The organism is Micromonospora sp. CPCC 205739 (assembly GCF_036906795.1).
Classification (GTDB): domain Bacteria; phylum Actinomycetota; class Actinomycetes; order Mycobacteriales; family Micromonosporaceae; genus Micromonospora.
Genome location: NZ_JBAKHS010000020.1, coordinates 98061 through 114428, shown reverse-complemented (window position 1 = coordinate 114428; position 16368 = coordinate 98061). Strand labels below are relative to the sequence as shown.

Below are 16368 nucleotides of genomic sequence, written 5' to 3'. Positions count from 1 at the left end.
GGGGGGGGGCCTGCCCACCCGGGGGGGGGTGACGGCCCGTCCCCGGCCGGGGGGGGGGGGGCGGGGAGCCCCCTCCCCCCCCCCCCCCGCCGTCTCCGCTGCCCTCCGCCGCCCGGGGCGCCAGCCGTCGCCCCGCCCTGCGGCGTGTCGGGCCATCCGGCCGGTCGCATACCCCGACACGCCGCAAACCGGGAGCCCCCGAAGCCCCGCCCGCCCGACCCTCCCGGGCGCACCCGAACCCCGCGCCCCACCCCAGCCCCGCGCCATCACCAAGTCCGCGCTCTTTCGGAGAGAGAGTGGCTATCCCGCCTCGGACAGGCACTTTTTCTCGGAAAGTGCGGCTCAACGGGGCGGGGTGGGTGGGCGGGATTGCAGGAGGCGGGACTGGTAGGTGGGCCGGTTGGCGGGTAACCGTCGCGGACCACGTCAGGGCACGCCCAAGGGCCACCGCACGGGGGAGTGCAGCGCACATGGGCATTGGTAGTGGAATCTTTCTCATCGCGCTGGGCGCGATCATGACTTTCGCCATCCGGGCCAACGTCTGGTGGATCGACCTGCGCGCGGTCGGCTGGGTGTTCATCCTGGCCGGCCTGGCCGTGCTGCTCACCACGCTCTGGTTCTGGCAGGACCGGCGCAAGCGCGCCCGCACGCTGATCGTGGAGGAGAACCGGCTCTCCCATCCGACCGCGATGATGCCGCCGCCGCCCGACCCGCCGCCGCCCACCGCACCGCCGTCCTGACCGACCCCGCCAAGCCCGAGCCGCCGCCCGCGGCGTGGACCCAGGAGGATCACCACGGCTCGCGGCGCGGGTGCCCCGGCATCGGCTCAGCCGCGGGCGGTGTGCCGGTCGACGATCGGCGCGCCGCCCGGCGCCAGCTCCGCCCAGGGTGCCGCCGTGCGGTGCATCACCAGGTCGGTGGTCCGCAGCCCCTGGGGATCCGCCCGTTCCGGGTCCAGCAGCGCCGACAGCAGCGAGATGCCCGGATTGTGGGCGATCAGCAGCACCGTCCGGGCCGTCGGCTCGGCCGCCCGGACCAGGGCGAGCAGGTCCTGCGGGTCCGCCTCGTACGCGGTCGGCTCGTAGCGCACCACAGGTGACGGCCCCGCCGGTCCTCCTTCCGGCGGGGTTCCCGTCATGCCCATCGCCACGTCGTGCCAGGTCTGCCGGGTACGCCGGGACGCCGAGCAGAGCACCACCTCGGGCAGCAGGCCGTGCCGGGCCAGCCAGGCTCCGGCTGCGGCGGCGTCGGCGTGCCCGCGCACGGTCAAGCGGCGATCGGCGTCCGGGGCGTCCCCGGCTGGCTGCTCGGCCTTGGCGTGCCGGAGCAGCACCAGTGTCCGTTCCTCGGCTGTGCCCTCCGTCATGCGCCCAGCTTGCCTGATTGGCGGCCGGAGCGCCTGGGTATGTCGATGTGTGCCGCTCGCTCACCGATGGCCGCGGCGGTCGGAAACGCCAGTGGACATGCCAAGGAGGCGACATCATGGGCATCGGTGCCAGCATCTTCCTCATCGCGCTGGGCGCGATCTTCGCGTTCGCCATCGACGCGAACCTGGGATGGCTCAACCTGAACGTCGTCGGCTGGGTGCTGATGTTCGCCGGCCTCGCCGGCCTGCTGACCACCCTCTACTTCTGGAACACCCGCCGCCGGACGGTGGTGGCCAGCCCGGTGCGCGAGGACCGGGTGGTGGCCGACCGGGTCGTGCCGGTGCAGGACGACCGGGTGGTGCGGGAGGAGTACCGCGAGGTGCGCCGCCCCGGTTACCCGGCCTGATCCCACCCGTAGACATCGGGGCCCCGCAACGGTGCGGGGCCCCGCACCATGTCCGGCCCGAGCCGGCGGGGAGACCCCGTCCGGCCCGGGCCGCCGGGGGAGACCCGTCAGGCGAAGAGCGCGAAGTAGATGGCGATGTGGTGGCTGATCGCCGCGACCAGGGTGCAGGCGTGGAAGAACTCGTGGTGGCCGAAGACGGTGGGCCACGGGTTGGGCCGGCGTAGCGCGTAGAAGACCGCACCGACGCTGTAGATCGCGCCGCCGACCGCGAGCAGGACCAGCGCGGTCACCCCGCCCTCGTGCAGGATCTGCGGCAGCATCGCCACCGAGACCCACCCGAGCGCCAGGTAGAGCGGCGCGGAGACCCACCGGGGCGCGTGCGGCCAGATCAGCTTCAGCGCCACTCCCGCCAGCGCTCCGCCCCAGACCACGCTGAGCATGACGGTGGCCATCCGGCGGTCGAGCAGCAGCGCGCAGAACGGCGTGTAGGTACCGGCGATGAACACGAAGATCATCGAATGGTCCATCCGGCGCATGATCTGGTAGCCCCGCTCGGACCACACCCGCCGGTGGTACAGGGCGCTGGTGCCGAACAGCCCGCAGACGGTCAGGCTGTAGATCACGCAGCTCACCAGGGGTGCCCAGCCGGGGCGGGTGGCGGCGACCGCGCAGAGGACGGTGCCGCTGACGAGCGCGACGAAGAACGCGTACGTGTGCAGCCAGCCGCGCATCCGGGGCTTCCCGATGTCGACCGGCTTGAGCCGGAGGGGTGCGGAGGTGGTCACGGAATACAGGTTACGGCACCGTAGGTTACTTGCAAGTAGCACCACCCGTCGCCCGTCCGTCGGCGGATCGATCGGGGAGGATGGCGGGATGCGGATCCGACCCGTCGGCCGGCACGCCCTGCTGCTGGACTGCGACGACCCCGGCGAGGTGGAGGCGTGGCGGGCCGAGCTGTGGCACCGCCGCGCCGCCGGCGAACTGGACGCGGCGGAGATCGTCCCGGCGGCCGCGACGGTCCTGCTCGACGGCGTGCCGGAGCCGGCGGTCGCCGCCGCGCGGATCGCCGGCTGGAAGCCCCGGCCGGTCACCGCCACCGCCGTCACCGCCCGGGTCGAGGTCCCCACGGTGTACGACGGGGAGGACCTGCCCGTCGTCGCCCGCCACTGGGGCGTGACCGTCCCCGAGGTGGTACGGCGGCTGCGGGAGACCGAGTTCCGGGTGGCCTTCTGCGGGTTCGCGCCCGGGTTCGCGTACCTGACCGGGCTGCCGGCGCGGTGCGCGGTGCCCCGGCTGCCCAGTCCGCGTACCCGGGTGCCGGCCGGGTCGGTGGCGCTCGCCGGGCCGTACGCGGGGATCTACCCCACCGCCTCGCCGGGCGGCTGGCTGCTGGTCGGCCGCACCGACCTGCCCCTGTTCGACGTGCACGCCGACCCACCGGCCCGGCTCACCCCGGGCACCCGGGTCCGGCTGGTGGCCGCATGATCGAGGTACGCCGCGCCGGCCCGCTCACCACCGTTCAGGACCTCGGCCGACCCGGGTACGCGCACCTCGGCGTACCCCGGTCGGGGGCGCTCGACCCGGCGGCGCTGGCCCTGGCCAACCGCCTGGTGGGCAACCCGGTCTCCGCCGCCGGCCTGGAGATCACCCTGACCGGCTGCGAGCTGCGGCCGACCCGGGCCGTCACGGTGGCGGTGACCGGGGCGGACGCCGACGTCCGGGTCGGCCCGCGCCCCGCCGACGTGGGCCGTCCGCTCGCGGTGCCGGCCGGCGCGGTGCTGCGGATCGGACCGCCCCGGGACGGGCTGCGCAACTGGCTCGCGGTCAGCGGCGGCATCACGGTCGAGCCGGTCCTCGGCAGCCGCGCCACCGACACCCTCTCCGGCCTCGGCCCACCCCCGGTACGCGACGGCGACCGCCTGCCGATCGGCCCGTGGCCCGGGCCGCCGGCACCGGTGGACGTGACCGTCCACCGCCCGCCGGCGGGCGAGCTGCGGCTGACCCTGCGACCCGGGCCGCGCGCCGACTGGTTCACCCCGGACGCGCTCGACCGGCTGCTCAGCACCCCGTACACGGTCAGCCCGGTGGGGGACCGGGTCGGCGCGCGGCTGGCCGGCGCGCCGCTGCCCCGCGCGGTGGCCGGCGAACTGCCCAGCGAGGGGATCGTGCTCGGCGCGGTGCAGGTGCCGGCCGACGGCCAGCCGTTGGTCTTCCTGGCCGACCACCCCACCACCGGCGGGTACCCCGTCATCGGGGTGGTGGACGACGTGACCGCACTCGCGCAGGCCCGGCCAGGGACTACGGTGAGGTTCCATGGACCTCAACGCTGACCTCGGCGAGGGATTCGGCATCTGGCGGCTCGGCGACGACGACGCGCTGCTGGACCTCGTCACCTCGGCCAACGTCGCCTGCGGCTTCCACGGCGGTGACCCGTCGACCATGCGGCGGGTCTGCGCCGGGGCAGCCGAGCGCGGCGTGGCGATCGGCGCCCAGGTCGGCTACCGCGACCTCGCCGGGTTCGGCCGGCGACACATCGAGTACGCCTTCACCGAGCTGCGCGACGAGGTCACCTACCAGCTCGGCGCCCTGGACGCGTTCTGCCGGCTGTTCCACACCCGGGTCCGCTATCTCAAGCCGCACGGCGCGCTCTACCACGCCGCGGCCGTCGACGAGGCGCAGGCCGCGGCCCTGGTCGCCGCCGTCAGCGGGTACGACGACCAGCTGCCGATCCTCTGCATGCCCGGCTCGAAGCTGGCCCAGCTCGCCGTCGGCGCCGGGCTGCGGGTGGTCGCCGAGGGCTTCGCCGACCGGGGCTACCTGCCCAACGGCGCGCTGGTGCCGCGCACCGCGCTCGGCGCGCTGGTCACCGACCCGGAGGAGGTGGCCGCCCGGGCGGTGCGGATGGCCACCGAGCACACCGTCGTCGCCGTCGACGGCACCGTCATCCCGTGCCAGGTCGGCTCGATCTGCCTGCACGGCGACACCCCCGGCGCGGTCGCCTCGGCCGCACTGGTGCGCGCCGCGCTGCTCGACGCGGGCGTGACCCCGAAGCCGTTCGCCTGAGCTCCCGTCCCGCGGTCAGCCGTCCAGGCCGCGCAGCACCAGCGGCAGCCGCGTCGCGCCGCCGTCGACCACCCGCACCGGTACGCCCCAGTCCTGCCGGGTCAGGTGGCAGGCGGCGTGCTCGACGTCCGCGTCGCAGGTGGCCGCCTGGGCGGTCACCTGGAGCACCCCACCGGCCACACTGCCGTCGATCACCAACCGCCGGGACAGGTCGGTGCTGGTGCCGGCCCCCTCGATCAGCAGCTCCGGCGGGGAGGCGGAGACCACCACCCGGGTCGACGGGCCGTACGTCTCGTCCAGCTTCTGCCCCGGCGCGGGCGTGAAGATCACGTCCAGCGTCAGCTCGCCGGCCGCCACGTCCGTCGGCTTGCGCTCCACCTGGTGCCGGGGGCCGTCCACGGTGCGCGCCCCGGCCGCGGTGAGCGCGCCCGGAGCCAGCCGGGTCAGCCGGTGCGCGGCCGACTCGACCACCAGCACGTCGCCGTCGGCGGTGAGCACCACGTCGCTCGGCTCGGCGAGACCGTCGGCCACCGTGGCGACCTGGTCGGTCTCCGGATCGAAGCGGCGGACCGCGCCGTTGTAGGTGTCGGCGATCAGCACCGAGCCGTCCGGCAGCGCACACACCCCGAGTGGGTGCTGGAGCAGCGCCCGGTCGGCGGGCCCGTCCACGTGGCCGAAGTCGAACAGGCCCTGGCCGACGGCCGTGCCCATGACGCCGTTCTCGACGTAGCGGATCGCGCTGGTCTCGCTGTCGGCCACCCAGAGCCGGGCGCCGTCGGCCGAGACGGAGAGCCCGGAGGGCTGCGCCATCCACACGTCCGGCAGCGGACCGTCGCGCAGCGCCTCCACGGTGGTGCCCGCGTACATGCCGGCGGTGCGGCGGACCGGGTCGAACCACCAGAGCTGGTGGATGCCGGCCATCGCGATGACGACCCGGTCGTCGTACCAGGCCAGGTCCCAGGGGGAGGAGAGGTCGACCGAGAGCGCGTCGTGCGCGTGGTCGTCGACCGAGGAGCGCCACTGCCGGCCGGTGCCGGCGACCGTGACCACCTCACCGGTCGCCAGCCGTACGCCGCGCAGCAGGTGGTTGACGGTGTCCGCGACGACCAGGTCGTAGCCGGCGACCTCGGCGGCGTGCGCGGGGAGCAGGCAGAGCCCCTGCGGCTCGGAGAAGCCCGCCGTGTCGGCCGGCCCGTCGGCCCGGCCCCGCTCACCGGAGCCGATCCGGCGGACGAGCTGCTCGCCGTCGGGCGCCAACTCGGCCAGGGAGTGCCGGGCCGAGTCGGAGACCAGCAGGTTGCCATTGTCGAGCACCACGGCCTTGCCGGGGAAGCGCAGCGTGGTCTCCGGCTCCGCCGGCGGGACGTACGGGCCGTCGCCCCGGTGCAGGGTGCCCTTCGCGGTGTGGGTGGCGACCAGGTCGTCGACCAGCCGGGTCAGCCCCTCGGCGTGGCCCTCGCCGGCCATGGTGGCCACCACGTACCCCTCGGGGTCGACTACGGCCAGGGTCGGCCAGGCCTTCGCCGCGTACTGGCCCCACATGTCCAGCTCGGGGTCGTCCAGCACCGGGTGGTGCACCCCGTACCGCTCGACGGCGGCGGCCAGCGCGTCCGGGTCCTTCTCGTGCTCGAACTTGGGCGAGTGCACGCCGATCACGACGAGCACGTCGGCGTACTTCTCCTCCAACGGGCGCAGCTCGTCGAGCACGTGCAGGCAGTTGATGCAGCAGAAGGTCCAGAAGTCCAGCAGGACGATCCGGCCTCGCAGGTCGGCGAGCTTCAGCTCCCGCCCGCCGGTGTTCAGCCAGCCCCGACCGCGCAGTTCGGGGGCCCGTACGCGTGCGCTCATGGCCCCAGTCTGCCGGACGCCGGTGCGCCGACCGGCCGGGACCGGGGAGCGTGGTTGATCACATCGGAGCGAACGACGGCGGCGGGGCCACGGATCACCGTGGCCCCGCCGCCGGAACGTGCTACTTGCCGACCGGCTTGAGGCAGAGCACCCGGTCGGTGCCGCTGCCCGGCAGCACCACGTACGGCTGGACCGGGTCGGTGCACTTGTCCTTGGCGTTGACCTTGGACACCACCGTGAACGCGCCCTGCTCGCCGCAGTCCGCCGCGGCCGCGCCGTTGCCCGACCGCTTGACGCAGGAGCCCACGGCCGGGTTGAACGGGGCCGGCTCGTCCTTGGCGCCGATCTTGCCCAGCAGGCTGAGCAGGCCGAGCGGGACGGCGAGGATCAGCACCGCCGCGATCAGCACCATGGCCAGCACCCGGCCGTTGCGGACCTTCGGCGCCGGCTGCTCGGCCTTCGGCTCCGCGTCCGGCTTGAACGCGTCGAAGCGCCCCTGGTCGGACTCCGGCTCCTGGGGCCAGGCCGCCGGACCGGGCTGTCCGGCCGGCGGGAACGGCTGCCCCGCCGGCGGGAAGGGCTGCCCGGCCTGGGGGAACGGCTGTCCCGCCTGGGGGAACGGCGCCGTGGCGCCGCCGTGGGCCGGGTCGTGGGCCGGGTGCCCGTACCCGGGGACCGCACCGGCGGGCGGACCGCCGGCGGCCGGGTCGGCGGGCGGACCGAAGGGATCGGCCGGCCGGTCGGCGGGACCGTGCGGACGCGTTCCGTTCATCGGCCGGTTGTTGCTGGCCGGGTCCGCGAAGGCCGGGATGGCGCCCGGGAACGGCGGCGGCGCGGCGGGCGAGGTGGGCGGGGCGGACGAGGGGGCCTCGGCCCCGAAGCCCGTCGGACCGGACGGCCGCTCCGGCTCGTCGAACCGCCGCCGGTCCTGGTCCTCGAACCGCTGCTGGTCGTCGAACCGCTGCTGGTCGTCGAAGCGCTGCTGGTCCTCAAAGCGCTGCTGGTCGTCGAAGCGCGGCGGGGAGTCGTGCTCGGCCTGCTGGCCGTCGTACTCCTCGGCCGGCTCGTCCACCGGCTCCGGGCGGGCCGGCCGGCCGTACACCCGGGGCTGTACGGCACCCGTGCCGCCCGGCCGCAGGGCCTGGTCGGTCGGGGGCATCACCCGGCTGGCCAGCGGCACCGACGCGCTCGCCGACGCCCGACCGGCGGCGGCCTCCGCGCTGTCGGCCGTCGGCACGGCGGCGCGTCCCGCCCCGTCGGCCTCGGGCGAGGTACGGGGCGCGGGCACGACCGGCCCGGCCGGCGACTGCGGCTCCTCGGCCGGGCCCCAACCCGGCCGTTCCGGCTCGTACGCGTGCGGCGCGCCCTCGCGCCCGGCCGACTGGTCGGCGCCACCGAACTGGGCCGGCGCAGCGTAGTCGGCCGGCGGCGTGGCGGCCAGGCTGGCGCCCGGCACCCGCTGCTCCTGGGGCGGCAGGGGCACCGCGTTGGCCGGCGAGATGCCCGGTGCCGGGCCCGGCTGGTAGATCGGCGCCTCGTCGGCACGCCGGGGCTCCCGGTCGTCCCCACCCGTGCGCTGCGCGGGTGCGGCCTCGGCGCGGCCCCAGACCTCCTCGGCCGCCCACGGCTCGGCGTCCGGCACCGCCGGCCGGTCGGCGCCGGCCCACTGCGGGTTCTCGGCGTTCGCCTGCCAGGCCGGCGGGCCGTCCGGGGCCGCGACGGACGCGGTCGCCCGGGCGGGCTGCTCCGGGGGCGTCCAGCCACCCGGCTCGGGGCGGTCCTCCTCCTGCGGCACGGCCGCCGCGCCCCAGGAACCGGCACGGGCGGGCTCCTGCGGGGCGGACCAGTCGCCGCCGGGCCGCTGGTCGCCCTGCGCCTGGCCGGCACCGCTCCAAGCCTGGGCGGGCTGCTGCTCCTCGGCGGCGTCCCACCGGGCCGGCGGCTGTGCGGGGGCCGCGTTCCAGGACTGCGGCGACCGCTCGTCCCCCTGGGCAGCGTCGTTCCACCCACCGGCGCCGGCGGCACCGTCCTGGGCGGGGGTGTTCCAGCCGCCCCCACGGGCGCCGTCGTCCTGGCCGCCGGCGTCCCACCCGCCGGAGCGGGCCGGGTCGTCCTGGGCGGTGGGGGTGGCGTTCCAGCCGCCGGAGCGGGCCGGATCGTCCTGCGTGGACCAGGAGGCGGCCGCCGGGGCGTCGTGCTGCGGCACCTGAGCGGCGCCGCGCGCGCCCGCGTCGGGCTGCGCCCAGGCGGGACCGGCCTGCTCCGGCTGCTGCGGCGGCACGGGCACGGAGGCGCGGCCGGCGGAGCGGGGAGCGTCGTCCTGGGTGGACGGCGCGGTCCAGCCGCCGGAGCGGGCGGGGTCGTCCTGCCCGGTCGCTGCCTCGCCGCCCCAGCCGTTGGCCTGTTCCTGTTGCGGGGCCGCGGCGTTCCAGCCGTTGGGCTGCTCGTGCTGCCCGGCGCCGTCGTGCCGACCGCCCGAAGTGGACGCGTCGTGCGACGCCGGTGCGCTGGCGTTCCAGCCGCCGTTGGCCGCGGCGTCCTGGCCCTGGCCGGGGGCGCTGGCGGGCCAACCGCCCGAGCGGGACGCGGCGTCCTGGGCCGGCGGGTTCCAGCCGCCGGAGCGGGCCGGCTCGTCGTGCTGCGGTGCGGCGGCCCAGCCGTTGGCGGCCGGCGTCTGGTCCTGCTGCCCGACACCGGCGTTCCAGCCGCCCGAGGGGTCCGGGTCGGCGGCGGCGGGCCAGGCGTCGTTCGGCTGCGGCACCCGGGCGGCGCCACGGGCACCGGACTCGGGCTGCGCCCACGCCGGGGCGGCCTGCTCGGGCTGCGCCCAGGCGGGCTGTGCCGGCTCGCCCGCCCCGGCCGGCTGGCCGGGGACGGTGGGCTGGCCCGGGACGGCGGCTGCGGCCCAGACGGCGGGCTGGTCGGACGGTGGCGTCCAGGCGGGCTGCGGCGGGGTCCACTGAGCAGGCTGCGCCGGCTCGCCCTGCTGCGGCACCTGCGCGGCGCCCCACGCCGGTGGCTGCTCCTGCGACGCGGCCCAGGCCGGGGCGGGCTGCTCCGGTCGGCCTGCGGGTGGCGGCGGTGCCCAGCCCAGGTCGGGGGCGGCGGGGTCGCCGTAGCCGCCGGACTGCTGCGTCTGCCGGTCGCCGTACGGCGCCGGTCCACCGGCGCCCGGTGGCACCTGGTCCGGCTGCTGGCCGGGGCGGTGCTGGCCCTCGGACGTCATGGGTGCGCCTCCTCCATCACATGTCGGCCGCCGATGCCGTCCGGGACCGGGCGGCGGGCCCGCCGGTGTCGCCGGCGGATCGGCCGTGCGGCCTCCCCGCACCGTATCCGGTGGCCGCGCGGGGCCTCCGGGGAGCACCGGCCGTCACTCCGCGTCGCCGGACGACGGCGATCGGCTCTCATCCGGCTCGATCCCGTTCCGGGTCGGCGGGGTGGCGACCGTGCCCCACCGTACCGGGCGTCCGGCCGAGGTGGAATCCCGGTCTCAGCGGCCCCGGAGACGCCGATGACCCGCCCGGTCGCCCGGGCGGGTCATCGATCTGGAGGAGGTGAGGAAAGTCTGCGCCGCGTCAGCTCATGTGACGCTGGGCGATCGCGAGGATCTCCTCGCGCACCGCGGGCGAGTTGGCGGAACGAAGCGCGTGCTCGATCGCGCGGGCGCGGCGGGTGGCGTCGCGGCGGGTGCGGATGCGCTCGATCATGCTCATGGTGTCTCTCTCCTCCGGCTATTCGGTTGTCAGCCCCTGATGTCTCTATTGAAGCGCAAGACGACGCCAACTTCCATCGATTATTAGGTGAGCTGGGACACCCGCCTACGATTCGTAGGCCATGGAGGGCCAAGGCCGAACTTTTCTTCGTGCAATGGCAACGGCCGGTGTGCCGGGCGTCAACCCTGAGCACACCGGCCGTGGCTGGTGTCGTGGACGGTCAGGTCCAGGCGAGCAGCGCCGCCTCCGGGTCGGCCAGGAAGTCCCCGATGTCGCGCAGGAACTTCGAGCCGAGCTCACCGTCGATGATCCGGTGGTCGAACGACAGGCCGAGCGTGGTGACCTGGCGCGGCTTCACCTTGCCCTTGTGCACCCAGGGCATCTCCCGGACCGCGCCGAAGGCCAGGATCGCCGACTCACCCGGCGGCAGGATCGGCGTACCGGTGTCGACACCGAAGACCCCCACGTTGGTGATCGTCAGCGTGCCGCCGGACATGTCGGCCGGGGAGGTCTTCCCCGCCTTGGCCGTCTGCACCAGGTCGGTCATCGCGTCCGCCAGCTCGCGCAGCGACAGCCGGCCGGCGTCCTTGATGTTCGGCACGATCAGGCCGCGCTCGGTGGCCGCCGCGATGCCCAGGTTGACGTAGTCCTTGACCACGATCTCGTCGCCGGCCCAGGTCGAGTTGACCATCGGGTGGCGCTTGACCGCCAGCAGCACCGCCTTGGCGACCAGCAGCAGCGGCGAGACCCGCACGTCGCGCCACTCCCGCCGCTCGCGCAGCCGGTCCAGGGCCTTCATCGCCCGGGTCACGTCGACGGTGAGGAACTCCGTCACGTGCGGGGCGGTGAACGCCGAGCGGGACATGTTCTCCGCGGTGAGCTTGCGTACCCCCTTGACCGGGATGCGCTGCTCGCGGTCCGCGCCGAAGCTCGCGGCCGAGGTGGCCGGGGCGGCCACCGTCAGCGGCTCGGCCGCCGACGAGGTGCCCTCCGCCGCCCGCTGCACGTCCTCCCGGGTGATCGAGCCCAGCGGGCCCGAGCCGGTCAGCGTGGAGAGGTCGACCCCGAGGTCCTTGGCGAGCTTGCGCACCGGTGGCTTGGCCAGCACCGGCCCGCCGGTCCGCCCGTTGCCGTTCGCCGCAGCCGGCGACACCGGGGCGACCGGGGCGGGTGCCACCGGGGCCGGCGCGGCCTGGACCGGCGCGGCCGACGCGGCCGACGCCTGGGCCGGTACGGCGCCCTTGCGCGGGCGGCGCTTGGCCGCGGTGGTGCGCGGGCCGTAGCCGACCAGCACGGCGGTACGCCCACCCGGGGCGGGACCGCCGATCAGGCCGGGCTCGACCGCGCCCTCGGCCGGGGCCACCTCGACCGCGGCCAGCGAGGCCGCCGACGGGGCGGGCAGGGCGGCGGCCGGCGCACCGGTCGTCGACTGCTCGATCGGCCCGGCGCCCGGGTCGGTGTCGATCGCGATGATCGGCGTGCCGACCTCGATCGTGCTCCCCTCCGGGTGGAAGATCGCCTGCACCTGGCCGGCCCACTTCGCCGGGATCTCGACGGCCGCCTTGGCCGTCTCCACCTCGACGATCGGCTGGTTCAGCTCGATGACGTCGCCCACCTTGACCAGCCAGGCGAGGATCTCGCCCTCGGTCAGGCCCTCGCCCAGGTCGGGGAGGTTGAACTCCTTGATCCGTGACATTCCGCTCACCAGCCGAAGGTGCGGTCGACGGCGTCGAGCACCCGGTCGAGGTCGGGCAGGTACTCCTCCTCCACCCGGCTGGCCGGGTAGGGGGTGTCGAAGCCGGTGACGCGCAGCACCGGGGACTCCAGGGAGTAGAAGCACTCCTCGGTGATCCGGGCGGCGATCTCCGAGCCCAGGCCCAGGTTGCCCGGGGCCTCGTGGACGACCACGCAGCGGCCGGTGCGCCGCACCGACTCGTATGCGGCGGTCAGGTCCAGCGGGGAGAGCGAGCGCAGGTCGATGACCTCCAGCTCCCGGCCGTCCTCGGCGGCGGCGGTGGCCGCGTCCAGGCAGGTCCGGACCATCGGGCCGTACGCCAGCACGGTGGCGTCGGTGCCGGCGCGGGCGACCCGGGCGGAGTGCAGCGGGTACGCGTCCGCGAGCGGGGCGTCCAGGTCGACCTGACCCTTCTCCCAGTAGCGCCGCTTGGGCTCCAGGAAGACGATCGGGTCGTCCGAGGCGATCGCCTGCTGGATCATCCAGTACGCGTCCTGCGGGTTGGCGCAGGTCACCACCTTCAGACCGGCGGTGTGGGCGAAGTACGCCTCCGGCGACTCCGAGTGGTGCTCGACCGCGCCGATGCCGCCGCCGTAGGGGATCCGGATGACCACCGGGATCCGGACCTTGCCCTGCGAGCGGTAGTGCATCTTCGCCACCTGCGACACGATCTGGTCGTACGCGGGGTAGACGAAGCCGTCGAACTGGATCTCGCAGACCGGGCGGAAGCCGCGGATGGCGAGGCCGACCGCGGTGCCGATGATGCCGGACTCGGCCAGCGGGGTGTCGATCACCCGCTGGTCGCCGAAGTCCTTCTGGAGCCCGTCGGTGATCCGGAAGACGCCGCCGAGCTTGCCGACGTCCTCGCCCATGATGACGACCTTCGGGTCGTTCTCCAGGGCCTTGCGCAGACCGGTGTTCAGGGCCTTGCCGAGGGTGAGCGTCTCCGTGGCCATCAGTGGGCGCTCCCCTCGAACGACTCCATGTACTTGCTGAACTGCGCCCGCTGCTCGTCGAGCTCCGGGGACCCGTTGGGGTAGACGTGGTCGAACATCGACACCGGCTCGGGGTTGGGCATGGCGAGCACCCGCTCGCGCAGGTGCACCGACTCGGTGCGGGCCTGCTCGTCGACCGAGGCGAAGAAGTCCGCGTCGGCGATCTGCTGCTTCTCCAGGAACGCCTTCATCCGGGCGATCGGGTCCTTGGCCTGCCAGGCCTCGACCTCGCTGGCGATCCGGTAGCGGGTCGGGTCGTCGGAGGTGGTGTGCGCCCCCATCCGGTAGGTGTACGCCTCGATCAGGCTGGGGCCCTGGCCGAGCCGGGCGTTGTCCAGCGCGTGCCGGGTCACCGCGTACGAGGCGAGCACGTCGTTGCCGTCCACCCGGACGCCGGGGAAGCCGAAGCCGCCCGCGCGCTGGTACAGCGGGACGCGGGTCTGCCGCTCAAGCGGCTCGGAGATGGCGTACTGGTTGTTCTGGCAGAAGAAGACCAGCGGCGCGTTGAAGACGCTGGCCCAGACGAACGCCTCGTTGACGTCGCCCTGGCTGGTGGCGCCGTCGCCGAAGTAGGCGATCACCGCCTCGCCGTCCTCGGTGCCGGTCCGGCCGTCCATGTGGACGCCCATCGCGTACCCGGTCGCGTGCAGGGTCTGCGCCCCGATCACGATCGTGTACATGTTGAACTTGAACTCGTTCGGGTCCCAGCCGCCCTGGTCGACGCCGCGGAACAGGCCGAGCGGCATGATCGGGTCGATGCCCCGGCAGTAGAGGACGCCGTGCTCCCGGTAGGTCGGGAAGGCCATGTCCTGGGTACGCAGCGCGCGCCCCGAGCCGACCTGGGCGGCCTCCTGGCCGAGCAGGCTGGCCCAGAGGCCCAGCTCGCCCTGGCGCTGCAGGGCGGTGGCCTCGGCGTCGAGCTTGCGGACCAGCACGAGGTCGCGGTAGAGCCCGCGGTACTCCTCGTCGGTGAAGTCGACGCGGTACTCGGTCCCGTCCGGGCCGGTCGCGCTCTCGATCCGCTCACCGGTCGGGGTGAGCAGCTGTACGAGTTCCGGCTCGCCCGCCGCGGCGGTGCGCTTGGACCGGGGTGCGGCCCGCCGGCCGCGGCTGGTGACCCCGGGGTCGCCCTTTGCCATCCGTCTCTCCCTGTCGTGTCTGCGTCGGCTCCGGGGGTGACCGGTCCGCGCAACTCGTACGCCGGCCCGGCCGGTGCCGGGCTGGTTCCTGGCGGCCGCGCCTAGCCCCGGTGAGGGTTGCCGCGCGGCGGTGAGCCGGATTCGGGGAGGAACCCGGTTCGGGAGTGCCGGCGCCGAACCGCGCCTGCCGCGGGGTGCGCGGCGGCCGGCTGCGTTGCCGTCGTGCCTGAATGATTGCAGAGGAGGTGAGCGGCCCCACAGTATGGCCTCCCCCACCGGTCCCGTTCCGTCGCCTTCGCGACGCATCGACGTATTTGTCCCTTGGAAGATTCACGGTGACGCACATTTTGTGTGTCGACACGCTGTGGTCCCTGGTGAACTGAGCGTCACTGGGCCAAGCTGGCCTGGCACCGGTTGAGCCTTTTTGGGACGTATGTCCGTTTAGGGGTCACCGGTGTGCTGAATCCGAGGTCGACCACGAAGGAGTGTGCGGTGTCCGAGTCAGGTGACGGTCCCCCCGCTCCGATGCTCGGCCGGCACCAGGCCGGCGGTGGCTACCGCCGCATGATCGGCGCGCACCGCGCCCCCGGGGCGGGCGCCCCCAACCGGGGGTACCTGTTCACCGTCGCCCTGCTCGCCGGCACGGCGTCCATGCCGATCCTCGCCGCCTTCAGCGCCGGTTCGGCCACCGTCGGCAGCAGCGCGCTTCCCGACGGCAGCACCCCGTTCCTGCCCACTCCCTCCGCCGGCCCGGTGGTCGTCCCGCTGCCCGCCACCGGCCAGCCGGCAGTGCCGCCGGCCGGCCCCGGAGCCGTACCGGCCACCGTCCCCGCGGCGGGGCCCGGCGCGGTCGGCCTGATCCCGCTGGGCCCGCCGCTGCCCGCAGCCGCGCCGGCGCCACCGGCCGGGCCCGCTCCCGGCTCGGCCCGGCGCCCGCTGCCGCCACCCCGGCCCCCCGCCACCACGCCGCCCGCGCCGGGCCGGACGGCCGCGCCCACCCCCGGGCCCCGGCCCGGCCCGACCGGCTCACCCACCGCGACCCCGACTCCGACCCCGACCGCCGAGCCGAGCGGCAGCTCCGAGGAGCCGCCGGACCCGACGCCCACCATCAGCGCGGAGCCCACGCCCACCGAGGCCCCCCGGACGCCGCCGCCCGCCCCGTCACCGGCCGCCCGGCCGCGACCGCGCGCCACCGCCGCGGACACCCCCGCCGCACCGCGTCGGCGCCCGCCCGCCCAACGGCCGGTCCGCCCGCCGTCGCCTGCCGCCCGCCCGGTGGCCACCCCGGCGGCCACCCCGCACCCGGCCCCGCAGCGCCCGGCCGCGCCCGCGCCGACCAGCCACGACGCCCCCGACCCGGACGGTACGGTGACGGGCGACGCCAGCTGAACGGGCCGTAGGCCCGCGTCGGCGCAGCCGGTCCGGCGCGGGACCGGACGGGACTGATCGGGGACGGGGCGCTGAGCGGGATCGACGGGGACGGTGACGACGGTGGACGCCGCCCGGTGGTCGTACCGCCCGGAGCCCTGACCCGGCTGGCCCGGCTGGTCACCGAGGTGACCGCCCCCGCCGTGCTGGTCACCCTGCTGACCCTGGTGCTCGGCTGGCACGGTGCCGGTGGCGTCCACGGGCTCGGCTGGGCGCTGCTCGCCACGGTCTTCGCCAGCGGCATCCCGTTCGCGTACATCCTCGGCGGGGTGCGGCGCGGGCGCCTCACCGACCACCACGTCGGCGTGCGCGAGCAGCGCCGCGTACCCCTGCTCTTCGGTCTGACCTCGGCCACCGCCGGCCTGGCGCTGCTCGCGGCGCTCGGTGCCCCCCGGCCGATGCTCGCCCTGGTCGCGGCCGGGGTGGTCGGCCTGGTGGTGGCGGTGACCGTCAGCCACTGGTGGAAGATGTCGATCCACACCGCGGTGGCGGCCGGCGCGGTGGTGGTGCTGGCGCTGACCTTCGGCCCCCGGATGCTGGCCGCCGCGCCGCTGCCGGCCCTGGCCGCCTGGTCCCGGGTACGGCTAGGGGACCACACCGTCGCGCAGGTGGTCGTCGGTGGCGTGGTCGGCGGTCTGGTCGCCGGCCTGGTCTACGCCGCGCTGCGCTGAGCG

The 16368-nt window shown here is 75.5% G+C and carries 15 protein-coding genes; 7 read left to right on the top strand and 8 right to left on the bottom strand.

Features of this window, described 5'->3' with window-relative positions:
- Window positions 1-470: 470 nt before the first annotated feature.
- The gene (locus tag V6U88_RS24430) at window positions 471-740 is read left to right on the top strand and encodes a DUF6458 family protein (protein WP_067300694.1); all 270 of its coding nucleotides are present in this window, start codon (window positions 471-473) and stop codon (window positions 738-740) included.
- A gap of 86 nt (window positions 741-826) precedes the next feature.
- Here the strand turns inward: V6U88_RS24430 and V6U88_RS24425 are convergent, their stop codons facing one another.
- On the bottom strand, window positions 827-1366 hold the full coding sequence (locus V6U88_RS24425; RefSeq protein WP_334456474.1) for a SixA phosphatase family protein: 540 nt from the start codon (window positions 1364-1366) through the stop codon (window positions 827-829).
- Window positions 1367-1482: 116 nt separating this feature from the next.
- Here V6U88_RS24425 and V6U88_RS24420 point away from each other — a divergent pair, with 116 nt between their 5' ends.
- The gene (locus V6U88_RS24420; RefSeq protein ID WP_334456471.1) at window positions 1483-1773 is read left to right on the top strand and encodes a DUF6458 family protein; all 291 of its coding nucleotides are present in this window, start codon (window positions 1483-1485) and stop codon (window positions 1771-1773) included.
- A 107-nt stretch (window positions 1774-1880) separates the two neighbouring features.
- Here the strand turns inward: V6U88_RS24420 and trhA are convergent, their stop codons facing one another.
- Window positions 1881-2558 (bottom strand): PAQR family membrane homeostasis protein TrhA, encoded by a 678-nt coding sequence (trhA, locus tag V6U88_RS24415; RefSeq protein WP_334456470.1) that lies wholly within the window; start codon window positions 2556-2558, stop codon window positions 1881-1883.
- 88 nt (window positions 2559-2646) lie between these two features.
- On the opposite strand from trhA, the gene V6U88_RS24410 reads away from it, so the two are divergent.
- From V6U88_RS24410 to V6U88_RS24400, 3 genes are read left to right on the top strand one after another with little or no spacing between them, the layout of a single operon-like run.
- On the top strand, window positions 2647-3258 hold the full coding sequence (locus V6U88_RS24410) for a 5-oxoprolinase subunit B family protein (protein ID WP_334456469.1): 612 nt from the start codon (window positions 2647-2649) through the stop codon (window positions 3256-3258).
- Complete coding sequence (locus tag V6U88_RS24405) at window positions 3255-4103, top strand: biotin-dependent carboxyltransferase family protein (protein WP_334456468.1); 849 nt, start codon at window positions 3255-3257, stop codon at window positions 4101-4103. The genes V6U88_RS24410 and V6U88_RS24405 overlap by 4 nt, the downstream gene beginning before the upstream one ends.
- The gene (locus V6U88_RS24400; protein WP_334456466.1) at window positions 4087-4836 is read left to right on the top strand and encodes a LamB/YcsF family protein; all 750 of its coding nucleotides are present in this window, start codon (window positions 4087-4089) and stop codon (window positions 4834-4836) included. The genes V6U88_RS24405 and V6U88_RS24400 overlap by 17 nt, the downstream gene beginning before the upstream one ends.
- A 15-nt stretch (window positions 4837-4851) precedes the next feature.
- On the opposite strand, the gene V6U88_RS24395 is transcribed toward V6U88_RS24400, so the two are convergent.
- From V6U88_RS24395 to pdhA, 6 genes are all read right to left on the bottom strand, one after another.
- The gene (locus V6U88_RS24395; protein WP_334456464.1) at window positions 4852-6684 is read right to left on the bottom strand and encodes an NHL domain-containing thioredoxin family protein; all 1833 of its coding nucleotides are present in this window, start codon (window positions 6682-6684) and stop codon (window positions 4852-4854) included.
- Between the two features lie 121 nt (window positions 6685-6805).
- Complete coding sequence (locus V6U88_RS24390; RefSeq protein ID WP_334456462.1) at window positions 6806-9910, bottom strand: LppU/SCO3897 family protein; 3105 nt, start codon at window positions 9908-9910, stop codon at window positions 6806-6808.
- A gap of 349 nt (window positions 9911-10259) precedes the next feature.
- On the bottom strand, window positions 10260-10397 hold the full coding sequence (locus V6U88_RS24385; protein WP_172894132.1) for a hypothetical protein: 138 nt from the start codon (window positions 10395-10397) through the stop codon (window positions 10260-10262).
- A 220-nt stretch (window positions 10398-10617) separates the two neighbouring features.
- The gene (locus V6U88_RS24380; RefSeq protein ID WP_334456486.1) at window positions 10618-12093 is read right to left on the bottom strand and encodes a dihydrolipoamide acetyltransferase family protein; all 1476 of its coding nucleotides are present in this window, start codon (window positions 12091-12093) and stop codon (window positions 10618-10620) included.
- Between the two features lie 5 nt (window positions 12094-12098).
- Window positions 12099-13088 (bottom strand): alpha-ketoacid dehydrogenase subunit beta, encoded by a 990-nt coding sequence (locus V6U88_RS24375; RefSeq protein WP_334456456.1) that lies wholly within the window; start codon window positions 13086-13088, stop codon window positions 12099-12101.
- Window positions 13088-14266 (bottom strand): pyruvate dehydrogenase (acetyl-transferring) E1 component subunit alpha, encoded by a 1179-nt coding sequence (gene pdhA / locus V6U88_RS24370; protein ID WP_334456454.1) that lies wholly within the window; start codon window positions 14264-14266, stop codon window positions 13088-13090. Before pdhA ends, V6U88_RS24375 begins: the two co-directional genes overlap by 1 nt.
- Before the next feature lie 492 nt (window positions 14267-14758).
- Here pdhA and V6U88_RS24365 point away from each other — a divergent pair, with 492 nt between their 5' ends.
- Window positions 14759-15655 carry a hypothetical protein gene (locus V6U88_RS24365; RefSeq protein ID WP_334456452.1) on the top strand — a complete coding sequence of 299 codons (897 nt, stop codon included), beginning with the start codon at window positions 14759-14761 and terminating at the stop codon, window positions 15653-15655.
- Between the two features lie 116 nt (window positions 15656-15771).
- Complete coding sequence (locus V6U88_RS24360) at window positions 15772-16365, top strand: phosphatase PAP2 family protein (protein WP_334456450.1); 594 nt, start codon at window positions 15772-15774, stop codon at window positions 16363-16365.
- Window positions 16366-16368: the final 3 nt, after the last annotated feature.